17 protein-coding genes and 1 pseudogene are annotated in these 16,920 nt (G+C 71.5%); 12 read left to right on the forward strand and 6 right to left on the reverse strand.

The features are described 5' to 3' along the window. The first annotated feature begins 60 nt into the window (after positions 1-60). Entirely contained in the window at positions 61-621 is a 561-nt protein-coding gene (locus AB0C12_RS02245; RefSeq protein ID WP_360543235.1) for a GNAT family N-acetyltransferase, read from the forward strand. 241 nt (positions 622-862) lie between these two features. Here AB0C12_RS02245 and AB0C12_RS02250 read toward each other — a convergent pair whose 3' ends face one another. Both AB0C12_RS02250 and AB0C12_RS02255 read right to left on the reverse strand, forming a co-directional pair. Next, the gene (locus AB0C12_RS02250; protein WP_360543237.1) at positions 863-2,395 is read right to left on the reverse strand and encodes an APC family permease; all 1,533 of its coding nucleotides are present in this window, start codon (positions 2,393-2,395) and stop codon (positions 863-865) included. A gap of 62 nt (positions 2,396-2,457) precedes the next feature. Next, positions 2,458-3,096, reverse strand: a complete 639-nt coding sequence (locus AB0C12_RS02255) for a GPP34 family phosphoprotein (protein WP_360543239.1) — start codon at positions 3,094-3,096, stop codon at positions 2,458-2,460. Between the two features lie 218 nt (positions 3,097-3,314). Here AB0C12_RS02255 and AB0C12_RS02260 point away from each other — a divergent pair, with 218 nt between their 5' ends. The 3 genes from AB0C12_RS02260 to AB0C12_RS02270 all read left to right on the forward strand — a co-directional run bounded on the left by AB0C12_RS02260 (position 3,315) and on the right by AB0C12_RS02270 (position 5,899). Continuing rightward, positions 3,315-4,163 carry a helix-turn-helix transcriptional regulator gene (locus AB0C12_RS02260; RefSeq protein ID WP_360543241.1) on the forward strand — a complete coding sequence of 283 codons (849 nt, stop codon included), beginning with the start codon at positions 3,315-3,317 and terminating at the stop codon, positions 4,161-4,163. Between the two features lie 75 nt (positions 4,164-4,238). Next, the gene (locus tag AB0C12_RS02265; protein WP_360543243.1) at positions 4,239-4,454 is read left to right on the forward strand and encodes a DUF397 domain-containing protein; all 216 of its coding nucleotides are present in this window, start codon (positions 4,239-4,241) and stop codon (positions 4,452-4,454) included. A gap of 392 nt (positions 4,455-4,846) precedes the next feature. Further along, complete coding sequence (locus AB0C12_RS02270) at positions 4,847-5,899, forward strand: type III PLP-dependent enzyme (protein WP_360543245.1); 1,053 nt, start codon at positions 4,847-4,849, stop codon at positions 5,897-5,899. Positions 5,900-5,905: 6 nt separating this feature from the next. Here AB0C12_RS02270 and AB0C12_RS02275 read toward each other — a convergent pair whose 3' ends face one another. Further along, positions 5,906-6,457 (reverse strand): hypothetical protein, encoded by a 552-nt coding sequence (locus AB0C12_RS02275; RefSeq protein WP_360543247.1) that lies wholly within the window; start codon positions 6,455-6,457, stop codon positions 5,906-5,908. 376 nt (positions 6,458-6,833) lie between these two features. Here AB0C12_RS02275 and AB0C12_RS02280 point away from each other — a divergent pair, with 376 nt between their 5' ends. The 3 genes from AB0C12_RS02280 to AB0C12_RS02290 all read left to right on the forward strand — a co-directional run bounded on the left by AB0C12_RS02280 (position 6,834) and on the right by AB0C12_RS02290 (position 10,388). After that, positions 6,834-7,679, forward strand: a complete 846-nt coding sequence (locus AB0C12_RS02280; RefSeq protein WP_360543249.1) for a polysaccharide deacetylase family protein — start codon at positions 6,834-6,836, stop codon at positions 7,677-7,679. Between the two features lie 62 nt (positions 7,680-7,741). Continuing rightward, positions 7,742-8,824, forward strand: coding sequence for a glutamate-cysteine ligase family protein (locus AB0C12_RS02285; RefSeq protein ID WP_360543251.1), 1,083 nt, complete (start codon positions 7,742-7,744; stop codon positions 8,822-8,824). Positions 8,825-8,903: 79 nt separating this feature from the next. Then, entirely contained in the window at positions 8,904-10,388 is a 1,485-nt protein-coding gene (locus AB0C12_RS02290) for an IMP dehydrogenase (RefSeq protein ID WP_360543253.1), read from the forward strand. 88 nt (positions 10,389-10,476) lie between these two features. Here AB0C12_RS02290 and AB0C12_RS02295 read toward each other — a convergent pair. Continuing rightward, positions 10,477-10,899, reverse strand: a pseudogene (locus AB0C12_RS02295) (GtrA family protein); the annotation flags it as partial. Between the two features lie 127 nt (positions 10,900-11,026). Between AB0C12_RS02295 and AB0C12_RS02300 the strand changes: the two are divergent. From AB0C12_RS02300 to AB0C12_RS02320, 5 genes are read left to right on the forward strand one after another with little or no spacing between them, the layout of a single operon-like run. Continuing rightward, entirely contained in the window at positions 11,027-11,578 is a 552-nt protein-coding gene (locus AB0C12_RS02300) for an RNA polymerase sigma factor (protein ID WP_360543255.1), read from the forward strand. Then, a complete protein-coding gene (locus AB0C12_RS02305; protein WP_360543257.1) occupies positions 11,575-12,375 on the forward strand; it encodes a hypothetical protein in 801 nt (266 codons plus the stop codon). Before AB0C12_RS02300 ends, AB0C12_RS02305 begins: the two co-directional genes overlap by 4 nt. A gap of 35 nt (positions 12,376-12,410) precedes the next feature. Continuing rightward, the gene (locus AB0C12_RS02310) at positions 12,411-13,214 is read left to right on the forward strand and encodes an ATP-binding cassette domain-containing protein (protein WP_360543259.1); all 804 of its coding nucleotides are present in this window, start codon (positions 12,411-12,413) and stop codon (positions 13,212-13,214) included. After that, positions 13,211-14,530 (forward strand): hypothetical protein, encoded by a 1,320-nt coding sequence (locus AB0C12_RS02315; RefSeq protein WP_360543261.1) that lies wholly within the window; start codon positions 13,211-13,213, stop codon positions 14,528-14,530. The genes AB0C12_RS02310 and AB0C12_RS02315 overlap by 4 nt, the downstream gene beginning before the upstream one ends. Beyond that, positions 14,527-15,132, forward strand: a complete 606-nt coding sequence (locus AB0C12_RS02320) for a hypothetical protein (RefSeq protein ID WP_360543263.1) — start codon at positions 14,527-14,529, stop codon at positions 15,130-15,132. Before AB0C12_RS02315 ends, AB0C12_RS02320 begins: the two co-directional genes overlap by 4 nt. A 25-nt stretch (positions 15,133-15,157) precedes the next feature. On the opposite strand, the gene AB0C12_RS02325 is transcribed toward AB0C12_RS02320, so the two are convergent. Next, a complete protein-coding gene (locus AB0C12_RS02325; RefSeq protein WP_360543265.1) occupies positions 15,158-16,405 on the reverse strand; it encodes an MFS transporter in 1,248 nt (415 codons plus the stop codon). After that, positions 16,402-16,887 carry a MarR family transcriptional regulator gene (locus tag AB0C12_RS02330; protein WP_360543267.1) on the reverse strand — a complete coding sequence of 162 codons (486 nt, stop codon included), beginning with the start codon at positions 16,885-16,887 and terminating at the stop codon, positions 16,402-16,404. The genes AB0C12_RS02325 and AB0C12_RS02330 overlap by 4 nt, the downstream gene beginning before the upstream one ends. Positions 16,888-16,920 lie beyond the last annotated feature (33 nt).

Consider the following 16,920-nt stretch of genomic DNA (forward strand, 5'->3'; position numbering starts at 1 on the left):
AACTTCAGTGGTGTGAGGCGTCGATGGTCACCCGACCGGCAGCATTGCGGGGAGCACAGCATGGTCATCAAAATTGTCGATCAGATCAACGACGACGAGCTCGCCGAAGCGGCCTGGCAGTTGTACTACGCCGCCTTCAATGAGCTGAACGCGATGGCGGTGCAACGGCACCTGATGTACCGCCACGAATTCGACGAGGTCATGAACGACACGCGGGTCCAGAAGTACCTCTGCCTGACCGATGACGGGACCCTGTGCGGTCTGGCGACGTACACCAGAGACCTCGAGGCGGTGCCGTTGATCGCGCCGCAGTACTTCGAGCGGCATTGGCCCGAGCACTATGCGGGCAAGCGGATCTGGTACATCGGGTTCGTCGCGGTTCACCCCAAGTCCCAGGGCCGGCACATGTTCCGGCAGCTCGTCGAGCAGTTGTACGTCACCGCGGCCACCCAGAACGGGCTCGTGGGCATCGACATCTGCTCCTACAACGACGAGGTGCTGAACTTCTCGCACATCTTCCGGTCCATGGTGGAGCGGCTCACCGACAACATGCGCTTCCAGCGGATCGACCAGCAGTCCTACTGGCTCTACGATTTCAGCGCGGAAGCCGCGGCGGCCTGAGGGTCCCCCGACATCACGCCATAGGCATCTCCTTCGCACGGGCTGGGCGGGCTGACGCTCCGTCGCGGCGCTGCCGATACCCCGGAGCTGTCGACTTCGAGGTGCGCCGCAGGGAGCGTCCGCCGGCCCGCTACCACCGTCCGGCCGGGCGCCACGGAGTCACCGGTCCGTGGCTCCCGGCCGTCGTCGGTCATCTGGATGATCTCCTTCCGTCGCCTGCTCTCCTTTCGGGTGTCCGGGTTCAGTAGTGGTATCCGCGGGCCCCCACCGGTTCATGTGACCCTTTGGTCGACGGTGGCCCTTCCGGTAACGCGATGGTGCGGCCGTCCACGCCCCGGCCGATGGCCGCGTACGCCTCGGGCCGCGCGGCCCGCATGACCAGCGCCCAGCCGACGCCGATCGCCGCGACCCCGCAGTAGAGCACCGGGACCAGCCACTGGAACGGCGAGTCGCCGGAGACCTGCAGGAGCTCGCCGAACCCGATGATGGTGATCCCGAGTACGGCGCTGAGCAGCAGGAACGCGATCATCGGGGCGATCTGCGAACGCCAGACGTTCTCCTTGCCCCGGTTGCGCACGAAGAACGCGAGCACGGCGAACGACGCACTCCACATGAGGAAGAGCACGCCGAGACCGCCGATCGTGGTCAGCCAGGCGAACACGTAGAACAGTGGTTCCAGACCGGCGACGGCGTAGGCCGAGAGCACCGCGACCGCCAGCACGCTCTGAGTGATCGAGCCGAGCAACGGCGCACCGGTACGCGGGTGCGTCCGTCCCCAGGCCGCGGGCAGCACACCCTCACGCCCGAGGGCGAACTGGTAACGGGCCACGGCGGCGTGGAACGCCAGCAGTGCGGCGAAAACGCTGGTCATGAACAGGACGTAGCCGATGTTGACCAGGATTTCCGGCACGTGCGGCGCGACGAGCTCGAAGACCATGTCCGTACGGTTGGCCTGGGCCGCCGCCACCACCCCGCTGGGCCCGGTGGTCACCGACATCGCCCACGCCGACAGCCCGCAGAGCAGGCCGGCGAGGATGACGGCCAGGTGGGTGGCCCGGGCGATCGTCTTCTTCGGGTCCTTGGCCTCCTCGGACAGCACGACGGTGGCCTCGAAGCCGACGAAGCCGGCGATGGCGAGCACCAGCATCGGCCCGACGTCCGCGGTGAACAGGGGCGCCGGGTTCAGCGTGGCGAAGCTGACGCTGCCGCCCGCCGGGTTGGCGATCATCACCAGGTCGTAGATCAGCACGATGCTGATCTCGGCGATCAGCAGGACGGCCAGCACCTTGCCGCTGAGGTCGACCCAGAGCAGGCCCAGCACCGACACGACCACCCAGGCCGCCAGCGCGCAGGCGAACCAGCCGACCTTGAGCCCGAACGCCGCCAGGATGTCGGAGGCGGCCGAACCGAACAGCCCGAACAACCCGATCTGCATGAGCGCGTACGCCGGCAGCGCCACGAAGGCCGCTCCGACCCCGGCCAGCCGCCCCAGCCCATGGCTGATGTACGCGTAGAAGGCGCCGGAGTTCACGATGTGCCGGCTCATCGCCACGAAGCCCACCGTGAAGATGGACAGGATACCGGCGGTGACCAGGTAGACCACGGGCACCGCGGTGTTGCCGATGATCGCGTAGATGGCCGAGATCGCGCCGATGATGACGGTCAGCGGGGCCGCCCCGGCCACCCCGAAGAAGACCACCGACGGGACGCCGAGCCGGTTGCGCGCCAGTGCGCTGGAGATGATGTCCGGCTCGGCGGGGTCCTTACGCGCCATCAACAGCCTCCCGGCCCATTGATCGAAGTTGTCCTGGCGGCGGTGGTGCCGCCCGCGAGAGCTCACCGACGGCCGACGGCGAGAACCGACCCGACGCTGGCCTCGGTGTGCTCGATGAGCTGGCGCAGGTCGTCGGGAAGAGCGGCCACCGTGTTCGGCAGGACGGAGAACGCGGACCGGTGCGCCTCGAAGTCCCAGAGCACGTGGCGGGTCAGACCGGTGGCGGCGATGAGGCCGGCCAGCACCCGGTCGGTGATGGACATGTCCAGGCCGCGGACCAGGATGTTGGCCAGCCGCATGGGAGCCCAGGCCGCGGCGTTGCGCTGCAGCTCGTTGTTGGGCATGTAGAAGGTCTGGGTGCTCAGCATCCGCCGCCGGGTCACCGACTCCACCGCGCCGGAGCGTTCGAGGCGCTCCCCGACCCGTACCGCCGCGTCCTGCGACAGGTAGGCGAGCCACGTCCGCACGTCGCGGTGCTGCGGCTGGGCGATGAGGAGGTCGAGGACGGCGTGGTCGAGCCCGTCGCGCGGAGGTTGGTTGCTCACGATCTCCAGATCGCCCGCGAAGATCCGGAGTTTGTTGTCGAGGATGAGTTCGCCCAGCAGCGCCGCGGCCAATCCGATGCCGGTGGCCCGTGGATGCAGCCGCGAACGGCCGGTCCGGTCCTCGTGAGCGATCAAATAGAACTGGTCAGCCAGCACGCCGCCACTCCCTAGAACATCGACCTGGGATTCGTCAGGGACAACTGCCTGTATAGACCGCACTAACTCCCTGTCCGGTGCATCATGTACCCGGCGCTAAGGTCAACACAAGAAGTACTAGACTCGGAATCACGTCGTGATGTTTTTGCCGGAGGATGGGTCCGGCGCCAGGCGTGGATGTCAAAGTAATCCCATTCCCGAGGACCGAGGGGGCGGCAGTGTCCACTGACGAGGGCCCGACACTGCGACGGCGCCGATTGGGCGCGGAATTGAAGCGTTGCCGCGAGGAAGCCGGCCTGACCCAGGAGACCGTCGGCCGCCATTTCGAGTGGCACGCGGCCAAGGTGACCAGGATCGAGACCGCGCGCGTGGCGGTGACCGCCCGCGACGTCAAGGACCTGCTGACCCTCTACGGCGTGCAGGACGAGAACTACCGCGAGGCGCTCATGGCGCTGGCCCGGATGTCGCGCGAGCGCACGTGGTGGACGGACTACCGCGACATCATGCGGCCGGGCAACTTCGTGGGCCTGGAGGCGGAGGCCTCGACCCTGCTGGCCTGGGAACCCATCGTGCTGCCGGGTCTACTGCAGACGGAGGCCTACATGCGCGCGCTGATGCGGACAGGCCGCGCGCAGGACCCGCCGCACCTGGTGGACCGGCGGGTCGCGCTGCGGCTCAAGCGGCAGGGCCGGCTGCGGGCTACGAATCCACTGGAACTCCTCGCCCTGGTCGACGAATCCGTGGTGCGACGGGTCATCGGCGGCCCGGATGTCATGGACGAGCAGTTGCAGCACCTGATAGAAACCGCGCAATTACCGACGGTGACGTTCAAGATTCTCCCGTTCGATGCCGGCGAACATCCCTTCCTGGGCGGCTCAGCAGCACTTTTGGCGTTCCGGGAGACCACTCATTTGGATGTAGTTTACCTAGAGGGTCTTGCGGGCGACTACTACGAAGAGCAACATTCAGAGGTCGCCCGCTACCGTGACGAGTTCGAGCGACTGAGCGCCAAAGCCCTCGATCCTCGCTTGTCCATCAAGATGATCGAGGGCCTGCTTCGCGGATAGGCCGGTACGACCGAATGCCTGCACGAACCCGTGCAGGGGAGAACTACAACCGCATATTGAAGGGAGGTGCTTGGCATGCCTGCGCACCATCTCGACGCTGCTGTGTGGAAGAAATCCAGTCGCAGCAACGGAAACGGTGGCAACAACTGTGTCGAGGTCGCATTCCTCGACACAGTTGTCGCCGTACGCGACAGCAAGAACCCTACGGGTCCAGCTCTCATCTTCAACCCGTCGGACTGGACCGAGTTTGTTCACTCGGCAAAGGACGGCGAGTTCGATAACAACAGATGAGAGGTTACCGATAGGTGCGTGACGATGGGAAGTAGTCAATCAACGTCAACTTCCCGAACGGCAAGATCCGTTTCAAGATAGTGAAACGTCTGCGCCGGCCGAATCGTTGCGCGCGATCGGGACCTTGAGGTAACGCCGGATCGGGGCGCCCCAGTCGGGGCGCCCCGAATCTGTGTAACGGGCTCTGACCTGCGCAGACTCCGCTGTGGACAGATCCGGCGGCGAGCGTGGTATTCACCCGGAGGACCCCCGAGGTGTACGCTCAGCAGCGGAGCTGTCACCCAGCGTGAAGGGGTTCCCCGTTGCGCACTTTTCCTGCAGGCCCCGCGGTAGCCGATCCGCCGGCCGGACTGCAAGGCCCTCCCTCCGTTTCCGGCGTGCCCGTCCTCGAGATGAAATCCGCGCGTATAGCCGCTGCCGTCGAAGAATTCAAGAACGCATTCCCGAACGTCCGTCCATTCTTCGCGACCAAATGCAATACCGACCCCGGGGTGCTGCGCGTGCTGCACACCGCGGGCGCCCGTTTCGAGGTCGCCTCGGTCGACGAGGTGGGCATTCTGCGGTCGCTCGGCGTCCGCGGCCAGGATCTGCTCTTCAGCAATCCGGTTCGCGCCCGCGAACAGACCCGCGGGGCCGCCCGCGCCGGCGTCTACCGGTTCTCGGTGGACTCGCTCGACGAGCTGGAGCGGGTGGCCGAGGAAGCCCCCGGGAGCTGCGTCTACGCCCGGCTGTCGACCGGCGACCGGGCCAGCCTGGTGCCCAGCGAGGGCAAGTTCGGCGTGGACGTGCCCGGGGCGATCGAGCTGCTGGTCCGCGCGCGCACGCTCGGGCTGGTGCCGTACGGGATCACCTTCCACATCGGGTCGCAGTCGCTGACCCCGGCCGCGCTCACCGGGCCGCTGGAGGACGTGCACACCGTCCTGGCCAGACTCGTCAGCCACGGCATCCGGCTGCAGATGGTCGACATCGGCGGCGGGTTCCCCGCTGTCTACGACGAGCCGGTGCCCGCACTGGCGGCGTTCGGCCGGGCCGCCGCGGCCGGCATCGCGCAGCTGCCGTACCCGGTGGAGGTCTTCGCCGAACCGGGCCGGTGCCTGGTCGCCGAGGCCGGGACCTTCCGCTGCCGGGTCATCGGGGTCGCCCGCCGGCCGTCGGGCTGGTGGGTGCACACCGACCTGGGCGTCTTCAACGGGATGATGGAGGTGCTCGAGTCCGGCGGGGAGCTGCGCTACCCGATCTGGGACGCGCGCCGCTCGGCGGCCCGGCGAAACTGGCACATCACCGGCCCGACCTGCGACGGCCAGGACACGTACGCCCGGGACGTACCCCTGTCGGCGGACCTGCGGGAGGGTGAGGAGCTGTTCATCGGTTCCGCCGGCGCCTACACGACCGTGTACGCGTCCCGTTTCAACGGCTTCGCCAAGCCCCACGTGGTGCTGACCTGAGCTCGTTCAGGCACAGCGGCTGAGGTGGGCGCGGATGTCGGCGGGCACCTCGGCGCAGGCGCCGGCGATCGCGTGCCAGGTCTCGGTCAGCGGCGAGTAGCGGAAGACCACGTCGGCGCCGTCGGGCCGGACGCGGGCCAGGGCGTAGTTGTCGTAGCAGTCGATGTCGTCCAGCCCGCCGGTGGTGGCGAGGTGCCGATAGCGGTCGCCGGTGCGCAGGGCGTCGAGCAGGAGCGGCGCGGTCACCGGGCAGCCGTCGTCGACGGGATGGCCCTTCACCTGCCCGGGGACCGGCTTCGCCACCGGCACACCGGTCGGCTCGACGGCCGGCGGGGGCGGCGGCATGCCGTCAGCTTCGCCGGCCCACGGGGGCGACTCACCGGCGGGCGGAGACGGCAGGACGGCCTCGGCGCCCGGCGGCCCGGAGATCGTCCGGCCGGCCAGAGCCACCGGTACGCCGACGGCCAGGACCGCCGCCGCCGCACCCAGGACGGCAGCGAGCCGGCGCCGCCCGGAGAAGCCGCCGGTTCGACTCTGCGGCTCGACATCCTCGGCCACGGGCTGATCCCTCCGCACAGGCGCGCCGGCGCGGCTTGATCAACCGGCTGTGACGACGCGGATGCAGACTACCCGGGCGCGCGGAGGCCGCCGGCGGGCACTCAGGTCCGGCGGAACACTGCGGGAACAGGTGCTGGTGAACCTCGCGGTCCACGCGCGCGACCCGATGCCCGGCGGTGGTCACCGCACCATCGACACGGCGGCCGTGCCGGTCCGCGGCCGCTCTGGTGGTGGCCGGGCATGCTTGGCCGGTGACCCGGTCGGTGCGTCAGCACCTCAGCCGCCGTGCGAGCCACCTTGTCCGGCCTTGGTAGCTTTCTGTCACATGATCATCCATCGTCCCTCCTTCCTCAGGCGCGAATCGTCCGCTCCGTCCGTGACGGACAGTGACGATGCGAGTGCGCGGGAGCCGGCGATCTCGCGGCGGCGCCTGCTGCGGGCCGGGCCTGGGCTGGCCGGCGCACTGGTGCTGGCCGGATCGGCGTCGGCGTCGGATGCGCGCGCACCGGCGCCTCGGGCCACCACCTCGCCGCGACCGGCGGCACCGCGGCCGTCCGGGAAGCCACCGGCGCCGGCCGGCCTGCGGCCGTTGAAGGATCCGGTGTTCACCCTCAAGGACTACCGGCGCGCGCTGCCCGGCCCGGCGTTCCCGTCCGACGCGGTCGCGCTGACCATCGACGACGGGCCGCACCCGCTGTGGACGCCCAAGATCCTGCGGCTGCTGGACAAGCACCACGTGCCCGCGCTGTTCTGCATGATCGGCAACCAGGTGCTCGGGCACGAGGCGGTGGCCCGCAGCGTGGTCCGCGACGGCCATCAGGTGGCCAACCACACCTGGAGCCATCCCACCCAGATGGGCCGCCGTCCGGACCGTCTCCTGCGCAAGGAGCTCGCCCGCGCCCAGGAGAAGATCTACGACACCACCGGGTACGCCCCGGCGCTGTTCCGCTCCCCCGGCGGCGACTGGTCACCGGCGCTGCTGCGGGCGGCGGCGAAGGCCCGGATGGTCCCGCTGGACTGGAGCGACGACCCGCGCGACTGGTCCCGCCCGGGCGTCGCGGCCATCACCCGGCGCCTGCTGGCCGCCCGGCCGGGCCAGATCCTGCTCTGCCACGACGGCGGCGGTGACCGCTCGCAGACCTACACCGCCCTGCGCACGGTCATCCCGGCCTTGAAAGCCCGCGGCTACCGCTTCGTGGCCCTGGACCACCGCCACTCCTAAGGCCCACAATTCCCGTCGGGTGAGTAGGATGAGCTTCCGCATCGACCAGGGAGCGCCGCGTGATGTCGCTGACCGAACCGGCCGCCGAGCTCCTGGTGGCCGAGCACGCCTTCGCCCCCGGGCTCCCGGGTTTCGTCGGCCTCTCCGTGGACCTGCTGCTCGACGAGCCGGGACTGCCGCTCTCGCTGGTCGGCTCGCTACGGGAACGCGCGCCGCTGCGGCACGGCCTGCTCGGCGCCCGCTCGCGGCGGATCGCGGTGGTCAGCGGTCCACCGTCGCCGGGCCTCGAGGTCTGCGCCGCGCGGATGGCCGAGGACCTGCCGGTGCCGCACCCGCTGATCGCGGGGCACCGGCTCGCCGTGCTGGCCGAGGCCGCCGACGCCGTCGACCCGGCGACCGCCCCGGATGACACGTACGCCACGGCGACCGCCGGCATCCGGGTGGCGCTGGAGGCCGGCATCGACGGGGACGGGCCGTTCGGGCTGCGCCGGCGGTGGGATCTGGCCCACGCACTCGCTCCCGTGCTGGCGGCGGCGTTCGCCAACGCGCCGCTGCGGCACGGCCGGCCGTCCGGCTGGCGCAGCACCCGCCAGGCTCTGCGGCGCGGCCTGCCGTCCGCGCCACCCGGAGCCGACCCGCGCGGCGCCTGGACGGCCCTGGTCCTGGACGCTCCGGTGGCGGGCACGGGCCGGACGTTGCGAGCCTGGAGCCGGTCCGGGCCCGGCGACCGCCCCACCATCACCGACCTCACCCGGCACCTGGCCGGCCTGCGGCCCCCGGTGGCGGCCCGCGGGCACCTGGAGCTCGACGTGGCCGACCGCCAGCCCGGCACCGGCTGGCGGGTGCCGCTCGCGGTCATCGCCGCGCTGCTCGACGATCCGCAGGCGGCCACCGAGGCCGAGGCGGCGACGCGGATGCTGGCGGGCACGCCCCGGCTCTGGGAACGCGCGGCCCGCGACGCACTCACCGATCCCGAGCTGGCGGCGGTCGCGCGGGAATGTTTCGTGGCCGCGTACGCGTCGCTCTCCCGGCAGGGGGTCTCGCGCGAGCTGCGGGACGCGGTGGCCGACTTCACCGAGCGGTACGTGCTGCGCGGCCGCTGCCCGGCCGACGACGTCCTCGACCGGGCGACTGCACGCCCCTGAGGACCGGCCGGCTGCTAGGTTCGTACCTTTATGTCGGCCCGGCCCACTGCTCAGGAGCCTTGTGAAGATCCTCGACGAAGTGTCGCGAACGCTCAACGAATTCCTGCTCGTCCCCGGCCTCACCACCGCCGGCTGCACCCCGGACAACGTCGACCTCGGCGCGCCGCTGGTGCGCCACCGGGTCGGTGAGCCCGCGGCCGTCCGGGTGGCCACTCCCCTGACCAGCGCGATCATGGGTGCGGTGTCCTCGCCGCGGCTGGCCATCGCGCTGGCCCAGTGCGGCGGGCTCAGCTTCGTGCACCAGAACCAGCCGGTCGCCGCCCAGGCCGCGATGGTGCAGGCGGTCAAGCGGCACAAGGCCGGCTTCCGGTTCTCCGATATCAACATCAAGCCGTCGGCCACCCTCGGCGAGGTCGCCCTCCTGCTGGAGTCGGCCGAACGGGACGTCGCGGTGGTCACCGACGACGGCAGCCCGCACGGGCGGTTCGTCGGGCTCATCTCGACCGACGACTTCCATCCGCACCGGCACGACCTGGGCAGCCCGGTCGACTCCCGGATGCGCCCGGCCCAGGCTCTGGTCACCGCCCCGCCCTCGATCACCCTGTCCGAGGCCAACACACTCATCTGGGACCACCGCCTCGACGTGCTGCCGGTGGTCGACGCCGACGGGCTGTTGCAGTCCATCGTGCTGCGCCGCGACTACGAGCTGCACAAGCGGTTCCGCAACGAGTCCATCGACGCCGACAAGCGGTTCCGGGTCGGCGCCGGGGTCAACACCCACGACTACCGCGAACGCATCCCGGCACTGGTCGAAGCGGGCGCCGACCTACTCTGCATCGACTCCTCCGACGGCTATTCGGTGTGGCAGGCCGACACCCTGAAGTTCGTCCGGGACACCTACGGCGACGAGGTGCGGATCGGCGCGGGCAACGTGGTGGACGCCCGCGCGTTCCGCTACCTGGCCGACGCCGGCGCGGACTTCGTCAAGGTCGGCATCGGCGGCGGCTCGATCTGCACCACACGCGACCAGAAGGGCATCGGGCGCGGTCAGGCGTCGGCGCTGATCGACGTCGTGGCCGAGCGGGACGCGTACGCCGCCGAGACCGGGGTGTACGTGCCGCTGTGCTGCGACGGCGGCCTGCTGACCGACGCGCACATGGCGGTGGCGTTCGCCCTGGGCGCCGACTTCGTGATGCTGGGCCGCTACTTCGCCCGCTTCGACGAGAGCCCGTCGCCGCTGGTCCGGGTCGGCGGTCAGTTCTTCAAGGAGTACTGGGGTGAGGGCTCCAACCGGGCCCGCAACGTGTCGCGCTACGAGCACGGCGGTGGCAGCCGGCTCACCTTCGAGGAGGGTGTCGACGGCTACGTGCCGTACGCGGGCAGCCTCTACGACAACGTGGCCCTGACCATCGCCAAGCTCAAGGCGACGATGATCAGCTGCGGGGCGATCGACCTGCCCGGCTTCCATCGCGACGCGGTGCTGGTGCCGGTGTCGCAGCAGAGCTTCCTGCAGAACAGCGCGGAGATCCAGCTGCGGGACCGGCCGGGCGACGCGGGCCGCTGATCGGCGACCCGGCAGGCCGCACGCCGAGGTCCGGCCCCGACGAGCGGGTCCGGCGGGGACGGACCTCGGCGTGCGGGAAGACGAAACGTTTGAAAGCCCACAGCCGGAACACCATGGCGACGGCGGTGCCGATCACGATGCCGCTGACGAAGTCGGCGATCTCCTGCACCGGCCGGCTGACCTCGGGTACCCGCAGCAGGAACACGTACCGGGAGGCATAGAGCGGCAGCACGGTGAGCACGATGCCGATCGCACTGACGACGAAGAACAGCGAGGCCTCGTGCCGCCGCAGCCGGCCGCCGCGGGTGCGGAAGGACCACTCCCGGTTCAGCGCGTAGGACAGGATCGTGCTCAGGACGGTGGCGATGCTCAGCGCGGTGACCGGCTTGTGGGGCAGGACCGTCAGCTTCAGCGCGTAGTTGACCGCGGTCGTGGCCAGGAAGCAGACGCCGCCGACGACGAGGAACTTCGCCACTTCGTGATGCCGCCGCAACAGCGAGGTAAGCCACATTCACGCCAGCCTAGGACAGCGGGGCACCGGCTCGGAGACCCGCCACCGGCGGCGAGCCCGGGGCATTTCGTGACTCATGTCACACCATCGGGAGAACCGCGAGCGGTGATCTTTCGTCTTGCTGGGTGTGAGACGAAGCTTGGACGCGGCCGGCGAGGACGACCTCGTACGCCGCACCGCCGCCGGTGACCGGGGCGCCTTCGACGAGCTGTACCGGCGTACGTCGCCGTGGCTGCTCGCCCGGTTGCGTCGCCGGTGCGCCGACGAGGACGTCGTCGCCGACGTGATGCAGGAGACGTACCTGGCCGTGTGGCGGGCCGCGGGCACCTTTGCCGGGTCCGCCACCTCCGGCAGCGGGGTGGGCTGGCTGTGGACCATCGCGGCCCACCGCCTGGTCGACGCGTTCCGGCGCCGGGCCCGGCAGAACCAGCTCCCGGCGGTGGCGCTCACCGAGACGGTCGCGCCGGCCGCCGAGGACGAGGTGATGGCCGCCCGGGTCGGTCAGGAGCTGGAACACGCCCTGCTCGTGCTCCCACCGGAGGCGCGACAGGTGCTGCAGGCGATGGTGCTCGACGGTTTCTCGGTGCGGGAGACGTCGCTGCTGCTGGGCGTACCGGAGAACACCGTGAAATCCCGGGCCCGGCGGGCCCGGCTCGCGCTGCGGGAGGCGCTGTCATGACGACCCATCCGAACCCCGCGGTGATCGCCCGCTACGCCGACCCGGCGGCCGAGCTCGACGAGGTCACGGTGTGGTCCGTCGAGGTGCACCTGGAAGGGTGCGCGCACTGCCGGGCCCTGGTGGCGGGCAGCACGGCGGACGACACCCGGAGCCTGCTCGCCCGGGTCGCCGCCGGACTCGACGACGGCATCGCCGCCGGTCCGGCCCCGGTGCGCCGGCCGCGCTGGTCGGCGGCACGGCACCGCTGGGTGGTCTGGCACCTGATGCCGTGGCTCACCATGACGGTCGCGGTGCTGGCCTGCGCGGTGCTGCTCCAGGCGCTGGCGCCCGGGCTCCCGTCGCTGGTCGCGCTGCTGGCTCCGGTGGCGCCGCTGCCGGGCGTCGCGATCGCGTGGAGCCGGCGTCACGACCCGGCCTGGGAGTTGATCGCGGGTACGCCGGCGGCCGGGCTGACGATGCTGTTACGGCGTACGGCCGGAGTGCTGGCCGTGGTGGTGCCGGCGCTGGCGCTGGCCAGCACCCGTACCGGAACCTCAATGGCCCTGACGCTGCTGCCGTGCCTGGCCTTCACCGCCGCGACCATCGCCCTGGGCGGCTTCGTCGGGGTGCGCCTGGCCGCCATCGGCCTCGGCGCGGTCTGGGCGCTGGCCGTGATCGCGCCGGCCGTGGCCACCGCCGAACTGCCGGCGGTGCTGCGAGCGGGCAGCTCTCCCGGGTGGGCGCTGCTCACCCTCACGCTGGCCGGGCTCGCCGTGTTGCGGGCCGACAACTTCCGCCGGCTGTCCAGCCACAACTGAGCTCCCGGGCGTCTGCCCATTATTTCGGAGGATTGATGATGCGTACGGTGAGCGCGGACGAGACGGCTCCCACCACCCACCCTTGGGCCGTGCATGCCCAGGAGCTGCGGGTACGAGCCGGCCGGCATCTCGCCGTCGACGGGCTGGACCTGGCCCTCGGCACCGGGGTGCACGGACTGCTCGGCCCGAACGGCGCCGGCAAGACCACGCTGATGCGGGCGCTGGCCACGGTGGTGAAGCCCGCCGGCGGCCGGTTGACGCTGCTCGGCGAGGCGGTCGACGGCCGGGCCGATCTGCGCCGGGTCCGCCGCGGCCTGGGCTACCTGCCGCAGCAGTTCGGCTTCTATCCCCGGTTCACGGTCCGGGAGTTCGTCGAGTACATGGCCTGGCTCAAGGAGATGCCGAAGTCGGCGGTGCCGGGCGCGGTGCAGCGGGCGATCGACCGGGTCGGCCTCACGGCCAAGGCCGGCGCCCGGATGAAGACGCTGTCCGGCGGCATGCTGCGCCGGGCCGGCATCGCCCAGGCGATCGTCAACGACCCGGCCGTGCTGCTGCTCGACGAGCCCACCGTCGGGCTCGACCCGGAGCAGCGGCTCGACTTCCGGGAACTGCTGCGGGATCTCGGCGTCGACAGCTGCGTGCTGGTCTCCACCCACCTGGTCGAGGACGTGGTCGTCGCCTGCACCGACGTCGTCCTGATCAACGAGGGACGGCTGGTCTACCAGGGCACGCCGGACGACCTCATGACGCAGGGCGGCCAGGGCGACGCCGGGGACAGCCCGGCCGAACGCGGCTATTCCGCGCTGCTGCGTCGGCACCGGGCGGAGGCCGGCAGATGACCCGCATCCTCGGTATCGAACTGCGCCGCTCGGCGGCGCTCGGCTCGGCCCTGGCCCTGGCGGTGGCCGGCACCCTGCTGCTCTTCTTCGCCGAGGGGATCGGCTTCTCCACCGGGTGGATGCAGCTGGCCATGACGCAGCGGCTCTATCTGGCGGTGCTCTGGCCGCTGGCGCTCGCCGCCGGTGCCTGGCAGGCCCGGCGGGAGCACCGGTCCAACGTGGAGGAGCTCTTCGGCAGCACCCCGCGCCCGCGGGCCCACCGGATCGTGCCGACGGTCGGCGCGATGGGGGTCGCCGTGGTGGGCGGCTACCTGGCGATGGGGATCGCGGGCGCCTTGTGGATCGTCAGCACCGCGCGGTACTTCCCGGCGGCCGTCCTGGCCGTCACGGCCGTCGGCGTGCTGGCACTGGTCGCGGCGGTCTGGGTCGGCCTGGCGGTCGGCCGTCTGCTGCCCTCGCTGGTGACCGCCCCGGCGCTGGGCATCGCCGGCCTGGCGCTGCTGTTGCTGATCCCGGCCGCGACACGGCCCCGAGGGTGGCTGGCGCTGGTGTTCTCGCCGATCTACGAGATGAACATGCCCGATGCCTACGCGACCGTGCCCGGCCGGGTCAGCGCCGCCCAGGCCGTCTGGCTGGCCGCGCTGGCCGTCGCCGCCGTGCTGCTGTTCGCGTCCGGCGGCCGGCGGATCCGGGTGGCCGCGCTGCTGCCGCTGGTGCTGGGCGCGGCACTGGCTGTCACCGTGATGCCGCACCAGAACAGGTTCGTGACGGACGCGATCGACCCGGTGGCGCGGGCCCTGGTCTGCACCGACGACCAGCCGCGGGTGTGTGTCAGCCGGGTCCACTCCGGACTGCTGGCCGAGGTGACGCCCAAGGCCCGCGAGGCCCTGACGGTTCTGACGAAGCTGCCGGGCGGACCGACCGAGGTGCACGAGGACACCACCGCGTACCCCGACGTCTACCCGGCGTGGCGTGAGGATGTCGCCCTGGTCAGCGTCGAGGCCGGCCCGGACGGACACGTGCTGGAGCCGTCCGCGATCCCGGCGGAAGTGGTGTTCGGAGCGTTCGCGAGCCCGCCCGGATGTGAGAAGCCGGCCGGCTGGCCGGAGCGGGTCGCCGCCGCCTCGTGGTTGACCGGACGAGAGCCGGTGGCCGACGAGATGTCCGACCCCGCGATGCTCGACAGTGCCGTGCAACTGTGGCAGAGCCTGCGGCAGCTGCCCGAGGCCGAGGCCCAGAAGCGTGTGGTGGCGTTGCGCCGGGCCGCGCTGAGCTGCTCGGTCGACGAGGGACTGCTCACCGGGAACGCCCGATGAGGTGGCTGACGCTCTATCTGCGGTCCCGGCGGGCACCGATGGCGCTGGCCGCGGCCGGCAGCATCGCGGTGCTGATGTGGTCCTTGTGGTCGGTGTTCTCGAACGCGCGCGATGTGGGCTTCCAGATGGTCGCCCTGACCGTGCTGCTGCTGGTCGTCGCGCTGACCGCCACGCTCGGCGGTCCGGACGACGCGCTGGAGGGCACGGCGGCGTTGCGCTGGCCGCGGCGACGGGTCGCGCACCTGCTGGTGGCGTTGCTGGTCGTCGTGGTGCTGATGCTGGTCACGCTGGCCACCGGCGCCCGCTTCGGTCCCGGGTGGATGATGGTGCGCGACGCGGCCGGGCTGCTGGGGCTGACCGCTCTGGCCGCCGCGACGACGGGCACCGCCAGGGCCTGGTTCCTGCCGCTGGCCTGGACCCTGGCCGCCGCCCTGTACCCCCGCTCGGAACCGGTCCTGGGCCAGGTCCTGACGTGGCAGGCCCAGCCTCCGGAGAGCACGGCCGCGAACGTCACGGCCGGGCTGCTGGCGCTGGGCGGGCTCGTCACCTACGCGGTGGCGGGACCGGCCCGGCGCCCACCGGCCGAGGCCGGCCAGCACTGAAGCGAGCGGTAGCGGGCCGGCCCGGTCAGGGCGCTGGTTCGGTGACCCGGTCCTCGACGGTGAAGCGGCGCAGCGCGGGTGTCGTCAGCGCGATCAGTCCTGTCGCGACGACGCCGAGGACTCCACCGATGGCCAGGGACGCGCCGCCCGAGGTCACCGAGGCGACCAGGCCGGCCCGCAGATTGCCGAGCTGCGGGCCGGCCGAGCCGACGATGTGCTCGAGCGAGGCCACCCGCCCCCGGTACGCGGCCGGCGTCACCGTCTGCACCACCGTGCCCCGGGACACGACCGCCCAGGTGTCCGCCGCACCGGCCACCGCCAGCAGACCCAGCACGACGAGCAGGTGGCCGCTGAGTCCGGCCAGGCCCAGCGCCACCGCCCAGACGGCTCCGCAGATCAGCAGCACCGTCCCGGGGTGGCGGCGGTGCGTGGCCAGGCCGGACAGCACCGAGGCGAGCACCCCGCCGACGGCGACGGCCGTGATGAACAGCCCGAGGATCTCCGGCCGGCCGCCGAACCTCTCCTCGTTGATCACCGGGAACAGCGCGATCGGCATGGCCAGCAGCGTGGCGGCCAGGTCGGCCAGGAACGCGCCCCGGACCTGCGGGGTGCGGACGGTGAACGCGAGTCCGTCGCGGACCGCCGCCGCACCCGGGCGGCCCGTCGCGCCCTGCACTCCCCGGGGCAGGCCGGCGATGCCGATCAGGGCGAAGCCGAAGGTGACCGCGTCGATGACGAAGCACCAGGTCGTCCCCCACTGCGCGGTGACCAGGCCGGCCGCGGCCGGGCCGAGCAGCATGGCGAGCTGGAAGGACAGGTGGTTCAGGGCCAGGCCGGCGGCGAGCCGGTGCCCGCTGAGCAGCACCGGGGTGAAGGTCTGCTTGGCCGGCCCGCCCAGGGCGGCCAGCCCGGAGGCGGCGCCGGCGAGGACCAGCATCAGCGGTACGCCGCCCACGTCCGAGGCGGCCACCCCGGCCATCCCCACGCTGATCAGCAGCTGACCGTACGAGCAGCCCAGCGCCAGCCGCCGCCGGTCGACGTGGTCGGTGAAGGCGCTGCCGGCCAGCGCGAGCACGATCAGCGGGACCGCGGTGACCAGGCCGACCAGCCCGACCATGGCGGCGCTGTGGGTGCGTTCCCAGATGTAGTAGACGACGGCGAAACCGCCGAACTGGCCGCCGAGGCCGGAGGCGGTGGTGCCCAGCCACAGCCGGCGGAACGTGCGGTTCTCGCGCAGCGGGCGCAGGTCGACCAGGGAGTCGAGCGCGCTCACGACTGCTCGCCGGCGAGGTGATCGCGCAACCGCTGGGCGAACGGGCGGGCGCTGAGCGCGGCCTGGATGTCGGCCACCGCCCGCATGATCGGGTACGGCAGCTCGGCGTCCAGCGCCAGCACCGTCGCCTCGGTGGCCCGCCACTCGGCCTGCAGGAACGGCAGGAGCTCGCGGGACCGGGCGGTGAGCCGGACCCGGCGCTTGCGCCCGTCACTGTCGCCGGCCGGCTCGACCAGGCCGGCCTTGCGCATCGCCGCGACGGTCTGGCTCATCGCCGAGTGGCTGACCTTGCGGCGTTCGGCGATCTCCTTGATGGTCAGCGGGCCGCCGCGGCCGAGCTCGATCATCGGGCCGACGAAGCGGGTCCGGACCCCCTCGATGCCGGCCTCGGCGTACAGCCCGGCGATGTCGGCGTCCATGTCGGCGAGCAGGCGGAACAGCGGACCGTAGTAGCTGCTGTCGAGCAGATCGGGAGGCGGCATCGGCAAACTGTAACAGTGCTTATATAAATCCTC

Origin of the sequence: Actinoplanes sp. NPDC048967 (assembly GCF_040649415.1) — a bacterium.
Classification (GTDB): Bacteria; Actinomycetota; Actinomycetes; order Mycobacteriales; family Micromonosporaceae; genus Actinoplanes.